Annotated in this window: 23 protein-coding genes and 1 pseudogene; 16 read left to right on the top strand and 8 right to left on the bottom strand. The window is 68.0% G+C overall.

Annotated elements, in window-relative coordinates; all coding sequences use genetic code 11:
* The first annotated feature begins 13 nt into the window (after nt 1-13).
* The 5 genes from OG609_RS14765 to OG609_RS14745 all read left to right on the top strand — a co-directional run bounded on the left by OG609_RS14765 (nt 14) and on the right by OG609_RS14745 (nt 3,497).
* Nucleotides 14-1,111 carry a response regulator transcription factor gene (locus OG609_RS14765; protein WP_327273243.1) on the top strand — a complete coding sequence of 366 codons (1,098 nt, stop codon included), beginning with the start codon at nt 14-16 and terminating at the stop codon, nt 1,109-1,111.
* Nucleotides 1,112-1,356: 245 nt separating this feature from the next.
* A complete protein-coding gene (locus OG609_RS14760; RefSeq protein WP_114246371.1) occupies nt 1,357-1,587 on the top strand; it encodes a hypothetical protein in 231 nt (76 codons plus the stop codon).
* Entirely contained in the window at nt 1,587-2,195 is a 609-nt protein-coding gene (locus OG609_RS14755; protein WP_327273242.1) for a pilus assembly protein TadG-related protein, read from the top strand. The genes OG609_RS14760 and OG609_RS14755 overlap by 1 nt, the downstream gene beginning before the upstream one ends.
* A 31-nt stretch (nt 2,196-2,226) precedes the next feature.
* The gene (locus tag OG609_RS14750) at nt 2,227-2,838 is read left to right on the top strand and encodes a hypothetical protein (protein ID WP_327273241.1); all 612 of its coding nucleotides are present in this window, start codon (nt 2,227-2,229) and stop codon (nt 2,836-2,838) included.
* 8 nt (nt 2,839-2,846) lie between these two features.
* Nucleotides 2,847-3,497 (top strand): OmpA family protein, encoded by a 651-nt coding sequence (locus OG609_RS14745; RefSeq protein ID WP_327273240.1) that lies wholly within the window; start codon nt 2,847-2,849, stop codon nt 3,495-3,497.
* 58 nt (nt 3,498-3,555) lie between these two features.
* Here the strand turns inward: OG609_RS14745 and OG609_RS14740 are convergent, their stop codons facing one another.
* Complete coding sequence (locus OG609_RS14740) at nt 3,556-3,747, bottom strand: hypothetical protein (protein ID WP_327273239.1); 192 nt, start codon at nt 3,745-3,747, stop codon at nt 3,556-3,558.
* Nucleotides 3,748-3,758: 11 nt separating this feature from the next.
* Nucleotides 3,759-4,610: a helix-turn-helix domain-containing protein gene (locus tag OG609_RS14735; protein WP_327273238.1), complete on the bottom strand. Its 852-nt coding sequence runs from the start codon at nt 4,608-4,610 to the stop codon at nt 3,759-3,761.
* Between the two features lie 318 nt (nt 4,611-4,928).
* Here OG609_RS14735 and OG609_RS14730 point away from each other — a divergent pair, with 318 nt between their 5' ends.
* The 3 genes from OG609_RS14730 (at nt 4,929) to OG609_RS14720 (ending at nt 7,006) form a co-directional block, all read left to right on the top strand.
* Nucleotides 4,929-5,474 carry an ATP-binding protein gene (locus OG609_RS14730; RefSeq protein WP_327273237.1) on the top strand — a complete coding sequence of 182 codons (546 nt, stop codon included), beginning with the start codon at nt 4,929-4,931 and terminating at the stop codon, nt 5,472-5,474.
* Nucleotides 5,475-5,685: 211 nt separating this feature from the next.
* Nucleotides 5,686-6,414 carry a DUF6193 family natural product biosynthesis protein gene (locus OG609_RS14725; protein WP_327273236.1) on the top strand — a complete coding sequence of 243 codons (729 nt, stop codon included), beginning with the start codon at nt 5,686-5,688 and terminating at the stop codon, nt 6,412-6,414.
* Nucleotides 6,415-6,436: 22 nt separating this feature from the next.
* Nucleotides 6,437-7,006: a hypothetical protein gene (locus OG609_RS14720; protein ID WP_327273235.1), complete on the top strand. Its 570-nt coding sequence runs from the start codon at nt 6,437-6,439 to the stop codon at nt 7,004-7,006.
* A gap of 225 nt (nt 7,007-7,231) precedes the next feature.
* Here OG609_RS14720 and OG609_RS14715 read toward each other — a convergent pair whose 3' ends face one another.
* The 4 genes from OG609_RS14715 to OG609_RS14700 all read right to left on the bottom strand — a co-directional run bounded on the left by OG609_RS14715 (nt 7,232) and on the right by OG609_RS14700 (nt 10,967).
* Nucleotides 7,232-7,447 (bottom strand): hypothetical protein, encoded by a 216-nt coding sequence (locus OG609_RS14715; protein ID WP_327273234.1) that lies wholly within the window; start codon nt 7,445-7,447, stop codon nt 7,232-7,234.
* Nucleotides 7,448-7,455: 8 nt separating this feature from the next.
* On the bottom strand, nt 7,456-7,872 hold the full coding sequence (locus OG609_RS14710) for a type II toxin-antitoxin system VapC family toxin (RefSeq protein WP_327273233.1): 417 nt from the start codon (nt 7,870-7,872) through the stop codon (nt 7,456-7,458).
* Entirely contained in the window at nt 7,848-8,177 is a 330-nt protein-coding gene (locus OG609_RS14705) for a hypothetical protein (protein WP_327273232.1), read from the bottom strand. Before OG609_RS14705 ends, OG609_RS14710 begins: the two co-directional genes overlap by 25 nt.
* 189 nt (nt 8,178-8,366) lie before the next feature.
* A complete protein-coding gene (locus tag OG609_RS14700) occupies nt 8,367-10,967 on the bottom strand; it encodes an MDR family MFS transporter (RefSeq protein ID WP_327273231.1) in 2,601 nt (866 codons plus the stop codon).
* Between the two features lie 153 nt (nt 10,968-11,120).
* On the opposite strand from OG609_RS14700, the pseudogene OG609_RS14695 reads away from it, so the two are divergent.
* Nucleotides 11,121-11,222, top strand: a pseudogene (locus tag OG609_RS14695) (IS5/IS1182 family transposase); the annotation flags it as partial.
* A gap of 33 nt (nt 11,223-11,255) precedes the next feature.
* On the opposite strand, the gene OG609_RS14690 reads toward OG609_RS14695, so the two are convergent.
* Entirely contained in the window at nt 11,256-12,071 is an 816-nt protein-coding gene (locus tag OG609_RS14690; RefSeq protein WP_327273230.1) for a GOLPH3/VPS74 family protein, read from the bottom strand.
* Between the two features lie 206 nt (nt 12,072-12,277).
* Here OG609_RS14690 and OG609_RS14685 point away from each other — a divergent pair, with 206 nt between their 5' ends.
* Nucleotides 12,278-12,667 carry a hypothetical protein gene (locus tag OG609_RS14685; RefSeq protein WP_327273229.1) on the top strand — a complete coding sequence of 130 codons (390 nt, stop codon included), beginning with the start codon at nt 12,278-12,280 and terminating at the stop codon, nt 12,665-12,667.
* A gap of 3 nt (nt 12,668-12,670) precedes the next feature.
* Here OG609_RS14685 and OG609_RS14680 read toward each other — a convergent pair whose 3' ends face one another.
* Entirely contained in the window at nt 12,671-13,249 is a 579-nt protein-coding gene (locus tag OG609_RS14680) for a hypothetical protein (RefSeq protein WP_327273228.1), read from the bottom strand.
* Nucleotides 13,250-13,711: 462 nt separating this feature from the next.
* On the opposite strand from OG609_RS14680, the gene OG609_RS14675 reads away from it, so the two are divergent.
* The 6 genes from OG609_RS14675 (at nt 13,712) to OG609_RS14650 (ending at nt 19,060) form a co-directional block, all read left to right on the top strand.
* Nucleotides 13,712-14,581, top strand: coding sequence for an LLM class F420-dependent oxidoreductase (locus OG609_RS14675; protein ID WP_382896445.1), 870 nt, complete (start codon nt 13,712-13,714; stop codon nt 14,579-14,581).
* 237 nt (nt 14,582-14,818) lie between these two features.
* Entirely contained in the window at nt 14,819-15,409 is a 591-nt protein-coding gene (locus OG609_RS14670) for a hypothetical protein (RefSeq protein ID WP_327273227.1), read from the top strand.
* A 106-nt stretch (nt 15,410-15,515) separates the two neighbouring features.
* Entirely contained in the window at nt 15,516-16,868 is a 1,353-nt protein-coding gene (locus OG609_RS14665; protein ID WP_327273226.1) for a Dyp-type peroxidase, read from the top strand.
* 26 nt (nt 16,869-16,894) lie between these two features.
* Nucleotides 16,895-17,071, top strand: a complete 177-nt coding sequence (locus tag OG609_RS14660; RefSeq protein WP_327273225.1) for a hypothetical protein — start codon at nt 16,895-16,897, stop codon at nt 17,069-17,071.
* On the top strand, nt 17,050-18,174 hold the full coding sequence (locus OG609_RS14655) for a PP2C family protein-serine/threonine phosphatase (RefSeq protein WP_327273224.1): 1,125 nt from the start codon (nt 17,050-17,052) through the stop codon (nt 18,172-18,174). The genes OG609_RS14660 and OG609_RS14655 overlap by 22 nt, the downstream gene beginning before the upstream one ends.
* A 67-nt stretch (nt 18,175-18,241) precedes the next feature.
* Complete coding sequence (locus OG609_RS14650) at nt 18,242-19,060, top strand: isocitrate lyase/PEP mutase family protein (RefSeq protein ID WP_327273223.1); 819 nt, start codon at nt 18,242-18,244, stop codon at nt 19,058-19,060.
* Nucleotides 19,061-19,119 lie beyond the last annotated feature (59 nt).

Raw genomic sequence — 19,119 nt, 5'->3', positions numbered from 1 at the left:
GAGGAGGTCGCAGATGCCGGACGACGTCTCCCGCGCTTCGGGCCAGAACTGGGCAGCACAGAACCACGCCTCCCAGCACACGTCCTCGCACGTCACCCCGCTCAACTCGGAGCCCAGCTCCGATGCGTTCCCCGTCCCCCAGCAGTCCGCGGCATCCGAGTCCATGCCTGCCTTCCCCGCGGCGCTGCCCATGACCGTCCCCGGTGCCCTGCGGGTTGTTGTCGCCGACGACAACCCGGTGGTCCGGGCCGGCCTGGGCGTCCTGCTCTCCGGCCGCGACGACATCGACGTCGTGGCCGAGGCCGCGGACGGCCGCCAGGCCTACGACATGGCCGTTCTGCACCGCCCGGACGTCGTCCTGCTGGACGTCCGCATGCCCGGTGTCGATGGCATCTCTGCTCTGCCCCACCTCGTCCAGGTTGCACCGGTCATGATGCTGACCTACAGCCGCGAGAGCGAGATCGTCCACGAGGCGCTGCGCCTGGGCGCGAGCGGCTACTTGGTCCACGGCGAGTTCACCGCAGACGAGTTGGTGCAGGCCGTACGCGACACCAAGAACGGCAGAGCCCACTTCACGGCCACCGCAGCCAACGCCCTTCTGGCCCACATGCGCCAGGGATCCGGCCCCCAGGGGCGAGCGCTCCCGGAGGGTCTCGGCGCGGCCCTGACCACGGGTGTTCCCTACCAGGGGCCCGGCTACGAAGGCCACATCCCGAGTTCCGCTCAGCAACACGGTGCACCCGCACATGTGCCCAAGGCCGAACCGTCTCCACCTGCGGCGCGATCGACCCGACCCGCGCAGGGTCTTTCGCATCTGCAACCGGTTGTGGCACAGTCTTCCATGACCGGGAGGCCGAGCGTGGGTCCCAACAGGCGGCAGTACGGGCTGAGTTCACGGGAGGTGGAGGTCATGGAGCTGATCGCGTCCGGCATGAGCAATCAGCAGATCGCCGCCACCTGCTTCATCAGCGAGAAGACGGTCAAGAACCACATCAACCGCATCTTCACCAAACTGCACAGCGCCACCCGCAGCGAGGCTATCGCCCGCTGGCTCGGCACGGCCCCCACGGCGGGTCCAGGGGCACACGGGACCGGTGGTCATCGTGGCTGAACGTCGCAGCGGGAGCGCGGTGGTACGTGCGGGGCGTGGGGCCCCGCACATGTCGGCGCGTGAGGCCCAACGCACGCTTTGGGCCCGGGAATGGGCCCTGGGGCCCTCCGGCGAGCAGGGTATGCCGCCGTATGTTTCTCACGTCGCCGGCGGTTCCGGCCAGGAGGAAGCCGGAACCGATGGCGACACCCAAGAAACGTGCGAGTCGGCCGCCTACCGGTCGGCCGAACCCGGAGGGGAACACCATGTCGGACATCACCCTGAAGACCGCCGTCCGCGTCAACGGCTGGGCCAACACCGCGGTCAGCGCGATCCAGAAGCGCTACGAGGCCAAGGACCGCGGTCAGACGGCGTTCGAGTACCTGGGCATCATCCTGGTGGTCGTGGCGATCATCGGTGCGATCATGGCCACGGGTATCGGCGGCGCGATCAGCACGAAGATCCGGAACCTGGTGGACAGCATCACCACTCAGTGATGACTGGTCGTTCGCGCAATGATGCAGGGCAGGCCTTCCCCATCTACATAGTGATGGTGGCGGGCCTGCTCTTCCTCGTGTTCGCATTCTTTGCCGTCGGCAAGGCGTCAGCCTTGCGCAATGGAGCCCAGGGTGCGGCGGACGCAGCCGCGCTGGCTGCCGCTCAACAGAATCGTGAGGACTTCGAGGCCCCGTTCCTCGCGTCGCTCCCCGGGGACATGCTGGAGCAGTTCCTTCAGGCCCACGCGGTTTACGGGTGCCCTGCGGCTAAGGCACTTGCCGCAGCGAATCAGGCGAAACTCACCGGCTGCTGGCCGACGCTTGGTGGCCATCGAGACCAGATCAAGGTTGAGGTCAAGGGCCGTAAACCGGTGGACTCGTCGGTGATTCCCCGTACGAAGAGGATGTACGCGAAGGCCACGGCCACTGCCATTGTCGAGTTCCGTTGCCCCGGGTGGAAGGCCTTGGACTTCAACGATGACGGTGTCAAGGACTTGTACATCTTCAACTGCCAGGGCGCCGGGATGGTCGAAATCGCGCCGGGCAGCCCCCCGCCCTGGTCTGAGGTGAGCAAGATTCTCTACGACGTGCACCTGGTCGACAATTGACAGCGAACGACGAGTAAAGGAATCCGAACCCATGAGCATTCGGCGCTCCACCAAGTCCCGAAGGGCAGTAGCAGCCGTCTCGCTGACGGCGGCACTGGCCCTGGCCATCTCCGGCTGCGGCACTGATGGTGGCGGAAAGACGAACGACGTCGGTTCGTCGCCGTCCTCCGCGCCTTCCAAGTCCTCTGATGAGAACAAGGAGGCGAAGCAGGAGGACACTGCTGCCGGGGACAACGTGGACCCGAATGTAAAGCTCGCCGAGGTCAAGGGAGATGGGCTGACGCTTGTCATCAATCAAGTGAAGCGTGACTCCGGAGGCTTCGTCACCGTTCAGGGGCAGATCAAGAACGAGAGCGGCGAGACGCGCAATACCAGTACTTGGGCGGGCACCGAGAGCACGGTTTCCTCCAGGAACCCGAACTCTGTTGCCGGTGCCACGCTGGTGGATAAGACAGGGAAGAAGCGTTATTACGTCCTGCGTGACACGGAGGACCGGTGCCTTTGCACCACAAGTATCCCTCCGTTGCTGGCCGGTAGGACGACTCCGGTCTTCATGCAGTTCCCGGCACCTCCGAGTACGACGACCGAGGTTGATTTCACGCTGCCGTCGTTTGCGACGGCTTCCCTGAAGATCTCAGGGTGACGGCTGACATGACCTACAACCGAACCCGGCTGAAGCCAATCGGTGTCGCCGGACTCTCTGTCGCGTCAGCCATGGTGGTGGCGAGCACCACCCTGTTCGGGGCGACTCCGGCGCTCGCCGACGACGGCCCGAGCGTGCCGCCAGGCACCGAGGCGACGTCGGCGCCTCCGGTCAAGCTCGACCCCAACGATCCCGACCTGAAGATGCCCGAAGGCGGCACGCTCGCCCCGGCCAAGGTTCTCGACATCGTTCAGGTGATCGAGGACGAGGGTGGCGAGGAGCGTCGCGAGGACAGCAACGCGAACATCAAGTTCGCGCTCCAGGCAGAGGTCCTCTTCGGCAAGGACAGCGCCAAGCTGAGCTCCGCCGCCAACGCGCGTATCGCGGCCATCGCCACCGAGATCAAGAAGCAGAACGCCACCAAGGTGCGCGTCTTCGGCTTCACCGACAATCTGGGTTCCTCGGCCCACGGTGACGTGCTGTCCAAGCAGCGCGCCAACGCCGTGCAGTCGGTGCTGGTCAAGCAGTTGGGCCCGAACATCACCTTCGATATCCGTGGTTACGGCGAGCAGTACCCGATCGCCGACAACAGCACGGAAGAGGGCCGCAAGAAGAACCGCCGTGTGGAGGTCTCCTTCCCGCGCGGCGGCGCTTCCTGACGTACCCACACGCAGAGGCCCGGCACCGCGAGCGCGTCGCGGTGCCGGGCCCTTGTTGTCACAGCAGGTGGTCGGCCTTGCCGGCCTTGATGTCACGGATCATCTGCTGAAGCGCTTCGCGGCTGTCGGTGAGGAAGTGCTCCTCAGAACCCACGACGCCGATGTAGCTGTTGCCCCGTTCGTCTGTCCCGAGGCGGTAGCAGCTGGCGCCTTCGCCACAGAATGGTTCCTCCCACGCGACGTCCTGCATGGTGACTCCCCTCAGAGGTGACGTGCGATGTCATGGATGAAGTCCCGCGACTTCTGGGGCGGCAGTGCGATCCGCTCCATCCAGTCAAGATGTGAACGATACTTCGCCAACTGTTCTTCCCCGTAGAGGAATTCGGGACCATGGGTGCTGTCCACTTGAACTGTGTCCAGCTGAGGTACAGGTCCCTCTGCGTAGTTGACCGTCTGCCCCGCGCCGGGGAAGGCGCCCGCTTCGAATGGGATGACTCGCAGCGTGATGTGATGGCTTTCGGAGACGGTGAGCAGGTGGTCGAGCTGCGCTCGGGCCACTTTGCGACCGCCGAACTGCATCCGTAGTGCCGCCTCGTGTATAACGCCCACGTACTCGGGTGAGGCGGCGCCCTCCAGGACCTGCTGTCGTTCCACGCGATGAGCCAGCCGCAGAGCGACTTCGTGTTCCGGGAGGGCCGGGACGACTACTCGGAAGATGGCCAGAGCGTGGTCACTGGTCTGGAGGATTCCTGGGATGTGTACGGAGTGAGCAGTCCGCATCCGTAGGGCGTTGGCCTCCAGCTCTGCGATGTCGAGGAGTCCTTCCGGAAGCGATTCGCGATACCGTTCCCACCAGCCCCGCCTCGCAGGCTTCACCATGCCGGCCAGTGCCTCGACGTACGCCTGGTCCTGACAGGCGCAGGCATGGGCGAGAGTGCGCAGACGGTCCTCGCTGATGGCTCGGATGCCCTGCTCGATGTTGGAGAGTCTGGGCCGGTCGACCCCGAGAAGCCCCGCAGCAACCTCGGCGGAGACGTCGGCGGCCAAGCGCATCTTCCGGAGTTCGCGCCCCAGGCGCTTCTGTCGTTCGGTCGGGGACGTTCGCGATGCCATGTCAGTCCTTCCGTGACCTTCTCCGTGAAGTCTGCCGTGTGGATGGCACCCTGAGCCACGCAAGGGTCAATTTTTAGGGATTGGGTGGCCAATATGACCCACAGCACCCTACATTCAGTAACGCACCGCTCACACAGCGACGACGAGCTGGAAGTGCATCGCGCGGTCCTGCCTGCAACCTCCTGCCCTGGGAGGGGCAGTCCCGCGCCAGGGAGACAAGCCACTGCTCGTCCACAACGCAACCGTGTGAGCCCCTCGTGCGCACCCACGCGAAAGAGAGACTTCGCCAACTCGCCACCCGTATCAGGGGAGTCAGCCATGCACTCATCTCCATTCACCGCACTCTGTCCGGCCGTCGCCGAGACGCGTACGCCGGTCCCGTATCCGTATCCGTATCCCGGCAGCCCGTATCCCAACACCCAGCAGTACCCAAAGCCATATCTGCGCTCCAAGGGCCGCTCCAGCCGTGGGCTCGCGATGAGCTTCACGCTGCCCGGCGACGTCCGCAGCGCGCGCATCGGCCGTACGGCGATCGCCGCCGCGCTGAAAGCGCACGCGCTCGCCCCGTACGTCTGGCCGACCACACTCGCAGCGACCGAACTCATCGCTGTCACCGCCAGGATGAGCCCGGGCAAGGAGCTCTACGTATCTCTGCGCCACCGGGACGACGCGCTCCGCCTCCTCGTCTGGGACCAGCACCCCCAGCACTCCGAACCGGACGTGGCCACACTCTGCGAGACGCGGCGTCGGCGGGCGCTCTGGCTGCTCGCGGCTGTGGTCGACGACTGGGGCGGTGAGTGGGGTGCCTGCGAAGCTTCACCGCCGCAGCTGGGTATCAAGTCCTGGGTTCTGTTGCCCCGTTGATCTTCCGATCGGGAAACTGTGCCCCGCCCAAGCTGCCAGAGATTCCCCGCTCACGGTGCCCACCGGCGCTCAGTTGTGCTGCCTGGGCAGTAAGCGGCGAACACGAAGGGCCGCCCCTGCCGCATCTCCACCCATCCCTGTAGCGCCGCCTCACTGGCCTGGTGCATCGTCTGCTGTTTCCATTCGTGGCGCTGTTCGGCACACTGCGGAAGTGGACTCCAACCTCTATCCCGATCTCGCTGCTGTGGGCAGCCTGGCCTCCGCGCTGGAGCGGGCGGCGGCCGGTCTCGGTGTCGATCTCGTGACGGTGCCCGGCGGCTGGGGATCAGCGGTTTCGGCGGGCATCGCTGCCTCGGTTCCTGAGCGCGAGCCGCTGTCCGTGCACATCGGGGCCGAGTACCGCTGGTTCGGCTTCTCCGGCTGGAGCCGAGGGGTCGAGCTCATTACCGGAGCGACATCAGCCCTCGAAGATGTCGTGCGGGCAGGCGTGGCGTGGGGAGAAGGAAGGAGCCTGCGGGCACTGCAAGAGTTGCTGCCGTTCGTGCATTTCAGTGAGCTCACCGAGGCCCACGAACGCGGGCCGGCCGCGGCGGTCGAGGTGCGGTGGCGTCTGATTCGGGAAGAGGCGGCTGAGGCGCCGGACTTCCCCGAGTTCGGCCTGCTCGTGGAGGCGGCGCATGCGGAACCGCGGTTGCGACAGTTGTACCCGTTCTCCAGCCACTGGACGCTCGGCTTTAACGCCCGCACCGGTATACCTTGCCCACCCGAGGTCGCCATTGCCCCGTCGTACGAGGGCCTCCCCTATCGTGTCCAGAAGTTCCCTCACGGCGGTGTCATCGCCGAAGCCGTCACCGTGGAGGAGGCAATCGCCCTCGCGGTTGCTCACCTCCCCGCTGGTCTTGGGGCCGCCGTCGCGGGAACTTCCGAACCACCTCGATGATGAGTGCGGGACAGGGGGCGAGATGACGCAACTGTTGCGTGGGGGCATTCGGCAGAAACAGGGGGCCGCACCGTCGTCGGTCTCGATGGCTGTGCTGTGGGTGGAGGGCTTTGGTCTGCTTCTGGCGATGCCGCTCTTCGGAGTAGTGCCAGAGGCGAGGTCAGTCTTTGTGCTGCCCCTGGTTCTGTTGGCTCTTCTCTTTATCGGCTCGTTGGTATCTGCCGCGTACGTACTGCCTTCCGTTGCCCTCGGCCATTGGATGGGGGAGCGTTGGGGCAGCGGAAGGCGTTGGTGGTGGGTGGTGACCGCTGCCATGTTGGTACTGGTGCCCGTAGTGGGCCTGCCGCTGGTCGTGGCCTTCTACGGACGAGGGCCTGTGTTCAGTTCATGGCAGGACATCCTCGACTGGTTGTTGTACGCGTCAGCCCTCTACTGCATCTCCATACCGGCCGCGCTGGCCGCGCACAGAACGGTTTTGCGTGAGGACGCCGGTCACCCGGTTCGGTCTGTTGGCCAGATCCTCGGATACGGATCACTCGTGTTGCTGGTGGAGTTGGCAGGAGTCCTGATGGCGTTGATGGTGCTCGACTGAGGCGGACCGACTGTCAAACCGGAGTGGCGGGCCCGCTGTTGAGCCCTACCTTCTTTGCCGCCGGTCAACGGCTGTCAGAAGCCTGCTCCTCAGAGTTGTGGCAGGTGCCGCGCAGTCTGCGGATCTCGTCGCATGCGGTCCCGAGGCGCCGAGACGCCTGGTGAGGTCACGAGGTCATACGGGCCCGGCCACCGCGAGCGCGTCGCGGTGGCCGGGCCCTTGCTGTTACAGCAGGTGGTCGGCCTTGCCGGCCTTGATGTCGCGGATCATCTGCTGAAGCGCTTCGCGGCTGTCGGTGAGGAAGTGTTCCTCCGCACCCGCGACAGCGATGTAGCTGTTGCCCTGTTCGTCGGTTCCGATCCGGAAGCAGGAGGGAAGCTTTTCCTGGCCGGCCGACCACGGGCCGGGACCCTGACTCCTGCGGTCCCGACCCTTTCGCATGCGCTTTCTCAGACGCCCACGGTTCGCACCCGGTCTCCGCAGAGTTTGTTCATGTCGTCCACGTCCGATGTGACGACGACCCGTGGACCCGCGTAACTCAATGCCGTTGCGGCCACGACGGAATCGATGGCGTACTTGTGTCCATGGAGGTTCGCATTGCGAAGCAGGTCGATGGCCTGCCACGTGATCGTCTCGGTCACAGGTAGCACTTCGAGACGGGACACGTGCCACCGAAAGCGGTCCATTCGGACCTTTGAATGCCAGGTCTCGATCAGCGTCAGGTTGCTGACAGCGACCAAGGTGTCCTTGGACTGCGCAGCCCGGACCAGTCCGACGATCCGGGGATCATTGTCGACGAACCGGTTCAGCCCTTCGGAGTCGAGGAGAAGGACGCCGTGGCTCAGCTGGCCTTGTGGGCGTCCCACCTGGATTCCCCCTCCGCTGTCGGCTCGACGCTTTCCTGCAGCGACAGGCCTTCGGCTTCCCGGAAGATTCCCGCAGCCCAATCCTGGATCTCCTGGTTCGGTGGGCCGATCTCTGCTTCCTTGGCCTGGAGCAGCTCCTCCAGCAGATCACGCTGTATCTGCCGCTCCACGGCCGCACTGATGTAGGCCGAGAAGCCGCGGGCTCCGACCCGTGCCTTCACGGCAGCGATCCGGCCGGCGGGCATGGAAACGCTGACCTTCTGGGCGGGGCCCTCGTCGGGTCCGTATTCCGCAGGAGTATCCATGAGCCGATGGTAGCAATTGATGTGGTAAATCTCTCACCGGGCGTCTGCTGCCCCGCGCGCGCGGGGGGAGCGCTCTGAGGGCGGTGGGCGACCGGCGGCCTGCTGCAGCAGGTGGTCGGCTTTGCCGGCCTTGATGTCGCGGATCATCGCCGTACCCCGCCGGGCCGGTGGATCGGCCGGTCCGCAGGATTACCGGGAGCCGGGGTCACCACTCGGAGCCTTGACCGTGACCAGCAGGCCGGCGAGCAGGCCCGCGAGTAGCGTGAGGCCGACCGCCCACCAAAGGATGACGGAGTAGCCGCCCAGGACCGCCCTGTCCATCTCCCTCACGACGCCGGACAGCGCTGCCGGAAGCTTCTGTCCGCCGAGCAGGACGCCTTGTTCGGCTGCTTTGTTCATGCCCTCAGGAGCGCCTGATGTGTGGTCCAGCCGGGCGGCGACCGCCGAGGCGAGGATGCCGCCGAACAGGGGCGAGGCGGCCCAGCCGCCCGACTGCTGGGCCGTGTTGGCCATCGCCGCGGTCCCGCCGGAGTCCTGCGGGGAGATCCCGCCGGTCGCGGTGGCGAAGAGCGGTACGAAGGCCAGGCCCAGACCGAAGCCGATGAGGAGAGTGCCGGGCAGCACCTGGGTGGCGTACGCACTGTGGGCGTCGAGGCCGGTCAGGAGCGCCAGGCCGATCGCCACCAGCACCAGGCCCGGCACGATGATGCCGCGGGGCGCCAGCCGGCGGTACAGGCGGGCGGAGACCTGGGTGGAGGCGATGACGACCGCACCGGCCATGGGCAGCAGGGCCACGCCGATCTGGAACGGGGTATAGCTGAGGGCAAACTGCAGGTACCTGGTCAGGACCAGGTGCTGGACGAACATGCCCATGCCGATGAAGGTCAGGGCGAGGCAGGAGCCGACGCGGTTGCGGTCCTTGAAGACGTACGGCGGCAGGAGCGGGCTGGTCGTACTGGTCTGCCACCAGGCGAAGACCAGGAGCAGGGCGAGCCCGCCCACGAGGAGGACCACGACCAGGAGATCGGTCCAGCCGCGAGGCTCGGCCTGGCGGAAGCCGTAAACGAGGGCGGCAAGCCCGACGGAGCCGAGCAGCAGGCCCGGTACGTCGAGGCGGGCAGGGGAGCGGACCGGGCTGTCGTGCACCAGGGCGGCCGCACCGATCAGGGCTGTCACGGCGAGCGGGATGCCGGCATACAGGCACCAGCGCCAGCTCAGACCGTCGATCAGCCATGCGCCCGTGAACAGGCCGATCGCCGTCCCGCCGCCGGTGATCGCCGCGTAGATCCCGAAAGCCCTGCCTCGCTCCTTCGGATCGGTGAAGCCGGCCGACACCAGGGCCAGCACGGCCGAGGAGAGCAGCGCTGCGGACGCGCCCTGCAGGACGTTGGCCCCTATGAGCACGCCGAAAGAAGGGGCCGAGCCGCCGATCGCGCACGCCACCGCGTAGCCGGCCAAACCGGTGATCAACGTCCGTTTACGGCCGAGGAGATCAGCAAGGTGTCCGCCGATCAGCAGCAGTATGCCGAATGCCAGTCCAGAGGCGAGGGGTATCAAGTCCAGGTCGTCGGCAGAGGGGTGCAGCTCGGCGTAGATCGACGGGATCGCCACGCTCATGGTCGTCGTGCCGATGAGCACCAGCAGCTGCGCCAGCGCGGCCACTCCCAGTCCCCACCACCGCCTGGGGTGCGGACCATGGACGTCGGCCGGGGCCGGTGACGGAGGCCAGGCACCTGGCACCGGGCCTGCGGACGGTGCGAACCACGGCGGCGCCGGGTGGAGGTCCGCCGGGGTCGTCGGGGTGTAGGCGGGAGGCGGGGGAAGTGGCTGGGGCTGCGGTGGACGCTGGGCCTGGGCAGGGATGCGCGGGTCCGGCTGCGCGGCCCGCGTCTCCGGAGTGAAGTCCAACAACTGGGCGGCATGGCGTCCGAGTTGGGCGAGCACGGAGCCGGGTAGCCATTCGCCGTCCTGGTCGGTGGCCGTACGGGCGGCCACGTCGGCGGGCGTGGGCCGCTGTGCCGGGTCCTTGTGCAGGCATGCGCGTACGAGATCGACGAGTGACTCCGGTACGCCGGTCAGGTCCGCTTCCTCCTCCGCGATCCGGAAGAGGTGTGCGTTCAGGCCGGTTTCCGTGGCGCCGAAGAGGAGGCGGCCGGTGGCGGCGTAGACGAGGACGGCACCCAGGCAGAACACATCACTGGCCGGTGTGAGGTCGAGGCCGCGTACCTGTTCGGGCGACATGAAGCCGGGGGATCCGATGAGCATCCCGGTGCGGGTGTGCAGGCTGTCCCCGGCGAGGCTGTCCATGGCCCGTGCGATACCGAAGTCGATCACGCGCGGGCCGTCCACCGTCACCAGCACATTGGACGGTTTCAGGTCGCGGTGGATCAGGCCCGCCCCGTGGACCGACTGCAGAGCCACTGCCAGGCGGTTGGCGAGGGTGCGGACCGAGTGCTCGGGCAACGGCCCGAAGTCCTTGGCGACCACGGTGGTCAGATCGGGCCCGGGGATGTACTGGGTCGCCACCCAGGGCACCGGGGCCTCCGTGTCGGCGTCGAGCACGGCTGCCGTCCAGGTGCCGCCCACCCGGCGGGCAGCCGCCACCTCGCGTGCGAACCGCCTGCGGAATTCAGGGTGCTGGGCGTGCTCGGCCTGCACCACCTTCACAGCCACTGTTCGTCCGGCTTCGGAGCGGCCCAGATACACCAGGCCCATACCGCCCGCGCCCAGCCGGGCTATCAGGCGATACGGACCGATGCACATCGGATCCTCGGTGATCAATTGGTCCACGGCAGTAAGGTAGTTGAGCCGCCCTTACCTCGGTGTCGAATCACGGTGAATCACCGATGCAGTGTGCCAACGCCATGCAGTCGGTACCGGTCAAGGGGTAGGGCGGGCCGTGACCTTCGAGATCCGTGGTTACGGCGAGCAGCACCCGATCACATGCTCCACACCGGCATCCAGTGGGAGTTCCTGCCCTTAGAACTCGGCTTCGGGTCGGGCATCACGTGCCGACGTCGGCTGCGGGGCCGGAACGACGCCGGGGAACAAGGGGCGTGCGACTCCCGGCCGTCGGTGTCACCAGCCGCTGTGGCCGCTGCCCCCGTGACCGCCGCCGTGGTGGCCGGTGCCGCCTGCGCCACCCTCGGACCAGCTGCCCGGGTCCAGGTCATGGCCGAGGCCGTGGCCGCCGGTGGTGAAGTCGGCGTAGAGGTCGCTGAGTTCGTCGGTGAGTTGTCGGGTGAGGACGTCGGCGCCGGTGGTCAGTGCCGCAGCGAGTTCCTCGTCGGCGGCCGGAGCCGCTCCGGCGGTTGCGGGGGCGAGGCGGCCGGTCGCGGTGAGGGCGGCCAAACGGCGGCGGTCGGTGATGCCCCGCAGGCCGGGGTAGACGGCAGGGGCCAGGCCCGCGGCCTGGACGAGGGCGGCGAGGGTCAGGTCGCGGTCGGCGGTGGACGTCGCGGAGCCGGAGCGGATCACGCTGTCGAGGCGGGCCAGCAGTGCCTGGCGGCGCGGCAGGTCGACGGAGAGAATGTCGTGGCGCTTACGGCCGCTGGGGTCGCGCCACCGGCGGACCCGGACCGCCCTCTGGTCCTCCAGTCGGGAGAGGTACTCGGTGGCGAGGGAGCGCGGTGTCCGGCGCAGCCAGTCCTTGAGGCTGGGCGGGGGCGCAGTCGCGCCCAGACTGTGCAGGATGTTGTTCAGGCGGCGGTCCTCGACGCGCCGGGGGTCCATCACCTCGATCCGTCGGGGGCGGAGGGCGATCCGTCCGGCCAGGCCCAGGTCCGCCAACTCCGAGGCCCGCAAGGCGAACCGGAGCCGGTCCTCGGCCCGTATCCGGATTCGCCGCCTGCCCGGGACTATCGCGAGCAGGAGCAGTTCATCCCCCGTGGTCATACGTGCCAGGGTATGCGCGGCCGTACGCGGAGGGGAGTCCTCCGCGTACCCTCCGTGCCGGCTTCCGCAACCGGCCGCCCGGAGAGCAACGCGGCGTACTCGGCTTCCGATTCCTGGGCGCTGCCCGGTGCCGCAAGCCCGGCGGCCGTCCTGACCGTCCCGGCGGGCCCTCACAAGGGGCGGAAACAAGCGGCAAAGACTCGCCATTGACGACCTTCCGCCAGTCGTGGCTGTTCCGGGGCGGTGAGCCGGTCCGCTTCACTTCCACGGTCATGCTCGGTTACGACGTGCCGTTGAACATCCTGAACCAGGCGGCGGCCGGCCGGGCGTTCGCCTTCACCGTGGACGCCGGTCGTCCCAAGGGCTGGACCGGGTCCGGCGGCATCGCCGGCGCCAAGGTGTCGGTCTCCTACGACGACGGGGCCACCTGGAAGTCCGCCAAGGTGCTGCGCAAGGACAGCAACTCCTTCCGGGCCCTTGTGCTGCATCCCAAGGCGGCGGACACCAACGGGTTCGTGACCCTCAGGACCGAGGCCTGGGACGCCGCGGGCAACCGCACGGTCCAGACCATCACCCGGGCCTACGCCCTCAAGTAGCGCTCACGCCGGGCTGGACGCGGCGACTTGCGTGCTCGGCGCGAGCCCGTCGTTCAGCTCGGCCCTGTCCGAGGCGAGCAGCCAGGACCCCGAAGGGCCACGGGTGAAGGTCAGTGTGTGAGGAAGTGAGTACTCCTCGTACTCCGGGGCTCCTTCCGCTGCTTGAGCGGAGGTGAACGGGTGGTGGAGGCGGGTGTCCTCCGTGATGTGCAGTGTCACGGTGTCACCCTCCTCCGCCGCGTCGTTCACCGTCACATCGACCGTGGCGCGGATGTACCCGCCGTCGGCCTGCCGGTAGGCGCGGCCTTGACGGACCAGCGCGGCGAATTCCGTCCGCAACTCGGTCCGCATCGACGGTGTGGCCGCGGCCGGTGGTTCGGGGGTGGGGGACTGCGCGACGGCCCGGGTCACCAGGTCGGCGCGTTGTTGCAGGTAGCTCCGAGCGAGCTGGGACAGCCGGGCCCGGTCTGCCGCTGCGGGTGTCCGGGGAGCGAAGTTCCCCGATGCTGTGACACCACCCGCGATTGCTGCCGCAGTCAGTGCCGCGGCGAGGACGCTCATACGTGACCCGCGTGCGCGCACGTGTTTCCTCCCCCGTAGGCGTATGAACGGTCGGGATCGAGGATGTCCTTCGCAACGTCGACGTCGCGAGCGAGGCGAATCAGTGTCCGAGAAGGGCCCATCTTTGACCCGTATGCGTCGGCCGGGCGGCAGGAGCGGTGCTGTGACGCGCGAGCCGCACACCCCGGCGACCCCGGCGGTATCCGTGGCCTACCCGTGCCGAGCGCAGGGTCCGCTCGGCCGGGCGTGCCGAAATGCCGATGAATCCGACCTCGCGTAGCGTGACGAGTGACTGCATAGCGTAATTGAATGGATGCGAACGGGCTCACGGAACGTGCCACCGCCGCGAGGAACCTGCCCGACCGCGAGTACGTGAGCGTCGACGCGGTGCAGAGCGAGTACGCCAAGCACGCGTCCTGAACACTTCGGCCGGGACGGCGACGCCGTCCCGGCCTGCTCTCCCTTGACCCGCGGAGGTCGGACGTGAATCTCGGCTTGCACTACTGGAACTACTCGACACCGGCCGACCCCGCGCTCATCGCGCCGACGCTCGCGGAGTCGGTGAGGATCGCCGAACAGGCGGGGATCTCGTCGTTCACCGTGATGGACCACTACTTCCAGATGGAGACCGGGCAGACCGTCGCCGACGACCCGATGCTGGAGGGGTACACCACGCTCGGCTACGTGGCGGCGGTGAGCGAGCGCATGACACTCGGCCTGATGGTCACGGGTGTGATGTACCGGCACCCCGGGCTGCTGGCGAAGATCGTCACCAGTCTCGATGTGCTGTCGCGTGGCAGGGCCAGGCTGGGCATCGGCGCCTCCTGGTACGAGCGGGAGCAGTACGGGCTCGGAGTGCCGGTGGTTCCGGTTGCCGAGCGGTTCGAACGGCTGGAGGAGACGATCCTGATCTGCCTGCAGATGTGGAGCGACGACAACGGCCCGTTCCGGGGCCGTCATTACCAGCTCGCCGAGACGCTGTGCGTGCCCGAGCCGATCGGCGAGCGCCCGCCGATCATGATCGGCGGCGGGGGCGAGAAGAAGACCCTGCTCCTGGCCGCCCGCTATGCGGATGCCTGCAATCTGTTCGCCACCGACCAGGAAGAAGTGGCGCACAAACTCGATGTGCTGCGCGCCCACTGCGCCGCGGAGGACCGTGACTACGACGCCATCGCGAAGACCGTGATGTACAACGGCCCGGTGCTGGCCAGGCCGGACGCGTTTCTCGCGGACGCGGAGGCGTACGCGAACCTGGGCATCAGCGAGATCCAGGTGCTGCCCGACCGGCACCCGGTCAGCTTCACGCACCAGATCGCCGAGCACATCGCACCTGGCATTGCCGCGATGGGGTAGCCGGACAGGGAAGGACTCCGGGAGGCCGGAGTTGTTCACCACCCCGGCGCCCCTGGCACAGCACCGCCCGACCAGGTGTATTGACCACAGTGTCGTTGGCGCGGGCGATGGACGGGTTGCCTCGGACTGGTGAGGCGCGCGCGGCGCGGCGCGGTCATCATGGGAGACGAGGGCGATGGCGCCTCACCCCCGAGCGCTTGGCGCCCCTCGGACGGATGCGTGGCAGGAGAGGCTCCTATGGCTGCGACGACAGATGCAACCCCGTCACCCCAGCCCGAGCGCCCGGGCATGAAGGATGGGGTGTGCAGCGAGTTCACCGTCTTCACCAAGATCAAGCCGGGGCATGCGGATGCGCTGCGTGAGGATCTCGCCACGCTCGCGGGCGGGTCGGCTGACGAGGCGAACCGTGCGGCGCTGCGCCAGATCGGCACCCTGCACGATGCACGCCACGTGATTTTCGACAATGACACCCGGCACATGTTCGCCAGCGTCTTCGACGGCTCCTGGGACACCTACATCGACGACTTCGGCAAGACGGTGGTCGGGGGCCGCTTCGACAAGGTCTTCTCGCACACCGAAGGGTTCCCCGGCATCGCCGATCCGGGGGTGAAGGACTGGTTCGTCGCCCAGCAGGCGCCTGCGGGGGTCTTCGTCAGCTCCTATCCCGATCTGACCGTTCAGCAGATCTGGAAGGACCAGCGCGTGAACAAGGCGTTCCAGGCGGTGCTGGACACCCCCGAGTTCCGGGCGGCGCTGGACAACCCGGCCAACGCCGAGTTGCTGGCTACGCCGGCCTTCCAGAAGCTGATGGAGGAAGCCGCAGCCTAGAAGCCGGACACGACCAACCTCGGCGCGTCACGGACCGCGTCGGCGGGTGCGAGTCGGCCGCCGCGGGGTCCTCCGGTTGAAGACCGATGTGGAGGCACAAACGATCATGAACGCGGCGGCAAGCGCGAGCGGAGCGGGCGTGGGCGTCGAGATCGACGACGTCCAGAGCGGGGCATTGCGTCCACGGCCTGTGCCGTACGAGGGAAGGTTCATCTTCCTGCGTGTCGATGACCGCCACGCCGGGCGTTCCCTGCTGAGGCGGCTGCTCCCGGCGGTCGAGGGTGGTTTCCCCAGTGCGGACCCGAGCCGGGATGCCTGGGTGGCGGTGGCGTTCACCTACCAGGGGCTGCGGGCCCTGGGGGTGCCCCAGGAATCGCTGGACAGCTTTCCGCAGGCGTTTCGTCAGGGCATGGCCGCGCGTGCGGACCTGATCGGCGACGTGGGCGAGAGTGCCCCGGCCCATTGGGAGCCACCGTTCGGAACGGCCGATGTGCATATCGCGTTGAGTGCCCTCTCTCCCGATGCGGCGCGGCTGGACAAGGCTCTGGAGCGGGCCCGCGTCGCCTGCCAGGACACGCCCGGTGTCCAGGTGATCTGGCAGCAGGAGGTCCACCAGCTCCCGACTGGACGCACCACCTTCGGCTTCCGCGACGGCATCAGCCATCCGAACATCGAGGGCCTCGGGCTGCCGGGCTCCAACCCCCAGGAAGCCCCCATCAAGGCCGGCGAATTCATCCTCGGCTACCCCGACGAAACCGGCAGTCCGCCACCCATGCCCAGCCCCGACGTGCTGGGGCGCAACGGGACCTATGTGGCCGTGCGCAAGATTCACACCAAGGTGGCGGCCTGGCGCCAGTACCTGCGCGCGAACACCTCCAGTGCCCAGGAGGAGGCGCTCCTGGCGGCGAAGATGGTGGGGCGCTGGCCCAGCGGGGCGCCGCTGACGCTGGCCCCTGAGCACGATGACGCGGCGCTGGGTGCGGATCCGCACCGCAACAACGACTTCCTGTACCGGGAGAACGACGATCGCGGTTTCCGGTGCCCCGCCGGCGCGCACATCCGGCGTACCAACCCCCGCGATGCCACCATCATCGGCGACGCACGGATGCACCGCCTCATCCGCCGCGGCACCACCTACGGCCCGCCGCTGCCGGAGGGGGTGCTGGAAGACGACGGCGCCGACCGGGGCCTGGTCGGAGTCTTCATCGGAGCCCACCTTGAACGACAGTTTGAATTCATCAAGGCCGAGTGGGTCAACGACGGCAACTTCATCGGCTACCCCGGCGAGAAGGACCCGGTAGCCGGGCATCACGACGGAACCGGCAGCGCCACCATCCCGGAGAAGCCGGTCCGGCGCCGCCTGCGGAACCTGCCCAGCTTCGTGGTCACCCGAGGCGGTGAGTACTGCTTCCTGCCGGGTCTGCGCGCCCTGCGCTGGCTCGCCGAACTGGAGGACTGAGGGCCTGCCCCGCCGGCCCACCCGAGATGCGGTCTGCCTCGCCGGCCGACCAGGAGTTCGGCGAGCGCCGCACGGAGCCCGGTGAGGTCGCGGCGGTGGACGCCCAGGAGGTGCTGAGGGTCATATGGGTGCGCGACGTCTGTGGGATCACCTCCAGGAACATCCAGTCGGCGGTGGGCTGGTGGCGGTCCCGTTCGCGCTGATTGTGACGATCACCGCGCTGGATATCTACACCGGGCACGACATCCAGCTGGGTCCACTGCTGGTCATCGCGCCCGCTCTGACCGCCTCCCTCGCCGGGCCACGGCTCACCGCTGTCGCCGGGGTCCTGGCAGTGGCGGCCCAGGTGTTCATCGCTGTCTTCCTCGGCGAACTGGCCACGACCAACCACATAGCGCAGATCATCGCGCTGACCGCGCTCTCCGCCTTGGCGGTTTTCATGCGGTTTGTGCGGGAGCGGCGCGACCGGGCGCTGAGCCGGGCACGCTCTGTGGCGGAGGCGGCTCAGCGGGTTCTGCTTCGGCCTCCGCCACGCCGGATCGGGCCGTTGCAGGTGGCATGGCTGTATATGTCCGCGGAGGACGAGGCCGAGATCGGGGGTGATCTGTTTGCGTTCGCCCGCGCCGCGCATGCCGCGACCCGGGTGGTCATCGGCGATGTCCGGGGCCACGGGCTGGCCGCCATCGGTGAGGCCTCGCTGGTGCTGGGGGCATTCCGTGAGGGCGCTCACCGGTATGCCACCCTCCCCGGGCTGGTAGCTGCCCTCGGAGACAGCGTCTCCCGGAGCCTGGAGGACGTGACGGACACCGAGCACGACCCCGGCGAGCACTTCATCACCTGCCTCGTCCTGGAGATCCCCGACGACGGCCCGCCGACCGCCGAGATGATCAATTGCGGACATCCCCCCCCTCTGCTGGTGCACGATCAGCAGGTCACGGTCCTGTACGCCCGACAGCCCCTGCCTCCGCTGGGTGTGTGCGAACGACCGATCGAGGACGACCGCGTCGACCCGTTCACCTTCGAAGGCGGTGACATGCTCGTCCTCTACACCGACGGTGTCATCGAAGCCCGCTCGCCGTCCGGAGCGTTCTACCCGCTCGCCGAACGGGTCGCCTCCTTCCCCGTCACCAACCCCGATACTCTGCTGCACCACATCCACCGCGATCTGCTCACCCATATCGGCAGCCGGCCGGCCGACGACGCCGCCCTCCTGGTCATCGAACGCACGCCTTCTCGCCGGCCGCATCTCACGCCCCGTCCCACCGACGGCCACCACCGGCACCACCCCGGTGGAGCCGGCACGTAGCTCCAGGTCGACGCCGTTGTCGGATTCTCGCCAGCGGACGACCAACGGCCAATGTTTGACTGCTCGCATGATCACCGCGCAGCCGGACAAAGCCCGCCTCTTCCGCTCCCTGCACACCCTCGCCGGACCCCTCGCGCTCGCCAACGCCTGGGACGTCGCAAGCGCCCGCGTCATCGAGTCCGCGGGCGCACCCGCGATCGCCACCACCAGCGCCGGCGTCGCCTGGTCGCTGGGCTCCCCGGACGGCGACGCCCTCGCCCGCGAACAGGCACTGGAACTGATCTCGCGAATCACCGCCGCGGTCGCGGTTCCGGTCACCGCCGACATCGAGGGCGGGTACGGGCAGGACGCGGCCGACATCGCCGAGACCGTCACCGGGGTACTCGCGGCAGGCGCCGTCGGCGTCAACATCGAGGACGGCACCCGGCCCCCGGGCGAGCTCGCGACACGGCTGGCCGTCGCCCGGCGGACCGCTGACCGGGCGGGCGCGGATCTCTTCCTCAATGCCCGTATCGACACGTACCTGTTCGGGCTCGGGGACCCGGACACCCGACTGGCGGAAACCCTGTCCCGGGCGCGCATGTACGTCGACGCCGGCGCGGACGGCATCTTCGTCCCTGGCGTCACCGACACCACCACGATCGCGGCGCTGGCCAAGGACATCGCCGTACCACTGAACGTCATGGCCGGACCGGGCGCCCCGACCGTCGCCGAGCTGGGCGCCCTCGGCGTGGCCCGCGTCAGCCTCGGCTCGGGCGTGGCGCAGGCCGCGTACGCTGCCGCCCGCCGCGCCGCGCGGGAGCTCTTCGACAGCGGTGACTACGGCTCCCTCGCCGATGGCATCGCCTTCCCGGAACTCAACGCGCTGTTCTCCGGGACGCGCTGACCGGGCCACACACGATTCAGCATGACAACTACGGCGCCTCGGCACGCCATGCCGTTGTG

Origin of the sequence: Streptomyces sp. NBC_01224, assembly GCF_036002945.1 — a bacterium.
GTDB lineage: Bacteria > Actinomycetota > Actinomycetes > Streptomycetales > Streptomycetaceae > Streptomyces.
Note: the sequence above shows the minus strand (reverse complement) of the source record. Positions and strands in the feature narration are given on the sequence as shown.